This window comes from Poseidonibacter sp. (genome assembly GCF_041821165.1).
GTDB lineage: Bacteria > Campylobacterota > Campylobacteria > Campylobacterales > Arcobacteraceae > Poseidonibacter.
On the sequence record NZ_JBGUES010000243.1, the window covers coordinates 1 to 2,724 of the forward strand.

General features: G+C 26.5%; 5 protein-coding genes. All 5 read left to right on the forward strand.

The genetic code is table 11. The features are described from left to right. A partial coding sequence (locus tag ACERKK_RS12675; RefSeq protein WP_373773441.1) for a SufD family Fe-S cluster assembly protein occupies positions 1–260 on the forward strand: 260 nt, incomplete at its 5' end. After that, complete coding sequence (locus tag ACERKK_RS12680; protein ID WP_373773442.1) at positions 253–1,437, forward strand: aminotransferase class V-fold PLP-dependent enzyme; 1,185 nt, start codon at positions 253–255, stop codon at positions 1,435–1,437. The genes ACERKK_RS12675 and ACERKK_RS12680, both read left to right, overlap by 8 nt. Positions 1,438–1,450: 13 nt before the next feature. Then, on the forward strand, positions 1,451–1,858 hold the full coding sequence (locus ACERKK_RS12685) for a SufE family protein (protein ID WP_373773443.1): 408 nt from the start codon (positions 1,451–1,453) through the stop codon (positions 1,856–1,858). A 13-nt stretch (positions 1,859–1,871) separates the two neighbouring features. After that, entirely contained in the window at positions 1,872–2,216 is a 345-nt protein-coding gene (locus ACERKK_RS12690; protein WP_373773444.1) for a metal-sulfur cluster assembly factor, read from the forward strand. Between the two features lie 88 nt (positions 2,217–2,304). Then, positions 2,305–2,724, forward strand: a 420-nt coding sequence (locus ACERKK_RS12695; protein ID WP_373773445.1) for a GAF domain-containing protein, incomplete at its 3' end; no start/stop codon positions are given.

Sequence of the window (2,724 nt, forward strand, 5' to 3'; positions counted from 1 at the left end):
CTATTCTTCTATCAAATGATGCTGTTATTTTTGCACAGCCACATCTTGAAATTTTAATAGATGAGCTTGAAGCTAGTCATGGAGCAACAACGGGAACATTAGATGATGAGCAATTATTATATTTACAATCAAGAGGAATATCAAAAGATAAAGCTTATTCTATGCTTTTAGATGCTTTTGAAGCCAAAATATATAATAATATACAAGATGAACAAATAAAAGAGTTTATACTTGATTATAAAAGGAACAACTATGTTTAAAAAGGATTTTCCATACTTTAATAACTCAAAAACAGTATATTTAGATAATGCAGCAACAACACAAAAACCACAATGTGTAATTGATTCACAAATCGAATATTATGAAAAATATTGTTCAAATACACATAGAAGTAATTTTGGTCATGCAAATAAAGCAACAATAAATTTTGAAAAAACTAGGACTTTATTAAAAGAGTTTATAAATGCTTCTAAAAATGAAGAGATAATATTTACAAAAGGTGTTACAGAATCTATTAATTTTATAGCAAATTCTTATGCTAAAAACTTTAAAACTGTAATTATTTCATCGTTAGAGCATCACTCAAATATCGTGCCATGGCATATGCAAAAAAGAACTTTAGGTAATGGTTTAGAAGTTGTAAGATGCAATAATAATCTAGATTTTGATTTTGAGCATTTTGAACAAATATTAAAAAACAACCCAAAATCTTTTGTAAGTGTTACTCATATTTCAAATGCTTTTGGAAAAATCTATGATATAAAAAAAATCACGGAACTTGCTCATAAGTATGATGCAGTTGTAATGGTAGATGGAGCTCAAAGTTTAGCTCATTTAAAAGTTGATATGCAAGACTTAGATGTTGATTTTTTTGCAATATCTGCACATAAAACATTTGGTCCAACAGGAGTTGGAGCTATTTATGTAAAAGAAAAATATCTAAAAGAAATAGAGCCTTATCAAACAGGTGGTGCTACTATAGATGAAGTTACATTTAACACTTCAACACTTTTAGACTCTCCTTATAAATTCGAAGCAGGAACACAAAATATTGCTGGAATTATTGGTTTTGGTAAAGCATTAGAGTATTTAAATATTATTGGTTATGAAAATATTCAAATAGTTGAAAATGATGTTTATAGATATTTAGATGAAGAATTAAGAAAAATACCTAAAATAATATTTTATAATGATATTAATGATTCAATAGGTAGTAGAAGTTTTAATTTTGAAGGTTTAGTTCATGATGATATTGGAATTTTACTTGACAAGATGAATATTGCATTAAGAGTAGGACATCATTGCGCACAACCAATAATGAAACAACTTAATGTAAAAGGAACAATTAGAGTTTCTATTGCTTTTTACAATGACTATAATGATGTAAGTGAATTAATAACAGCATTAAGAAAAGCATTACAAATGTTAGATGCGTAATCAAGGATAAAATATGAGTATAGAACAAAGAGTTGAAGATATAAAAGAAGATTTAGATTTTTTTGAAAATGAACTAGAAAAATATGAATATATAATAGATTTAGGTAAAAAACTAGAAGAGTTTGATGAAAAAGATAAAGTTGCTAAAAATATTGTTCATGGTTGTACTTCTCAAGTTTGGTTAGTATGTAAAGAAAAAGATGGGAAATTATATTTTTATGGAACATCTGATGCAATTATTGTAAAAGGTTTAGTTTATATAATTTTAAAAATATTTTCAGATTCAAGTATAGATGAACTTAAAAATGCAGATATGGATATTGTATTTGATTTAAAATTAACAGAAATTGTTACTCCAAATAGACAAAGTGGAGTAATAGGAATGATAAAAAAAATAAAAGAGTATATTCAAAAAGCATAAAAAAGGATGCAATATGGACGATAAAGAAAAATATGAAATATTACAAAATAAAGTAATAGAAAATTTAAAACAAGTTTTTGACCCTGAGATTCCTGCAAATGTATATGATTTAGGATTAATCTATTCTATAAACTTTGAAACAAAAAGTAATTATCTATATTGTACTGTTGAAATGACACTAACAAGTCCTTCTTGTCCAGTGGCTGATTCATTATTAGAACAAGTAAAATACGTAACATTAGCAGTAGATGAAATTGATGAAGTTTCAGTTGTTCTTACATTTTCTCCACCATGGAGTAAAGAGATGATGAGTGAAGACGCTTTAGAGATTATGGGAGCTTCTGGTGCTGTAATTTAGTTTTTTCTTATTTACCTTTTCTTGATTAAAAAAATTGTAAAATGGTTTATTAAAAAAATTATAATTAATTATACAAGATGGATTTAAAATGAAACAAACACAAGAATGTATTAATTTAAATGATACACTTATTGATGAAGTAGAGATTACTCCAAAACAATACAATGATATATTAAATATTCAACAAGAAATATTAACTATGATTGCATCACATGAAAAAAGTTCAAAAATTTTAAATCGTTTATGTATTATGGCTGAATCATTACTTGATAATTCAGTAGCCTCAATAATGTTTGTAAATGAAAAAACTAACTTAATGAATGTTTTAACAGCCCCTTCAATTCCACAAGTAGGACATGATGTTTTAGCAAATCTAAAGCCAGGACCTCATGGTGGTTCTTGTGGAAATGCAGTCTTTAGAAATGAAGCACAATTTGTTCAAAATACTTTTGAAGATGATAGATGGGAAAACTTAAGACAAATAGCTTATGATTTTAACCTTTGTTCT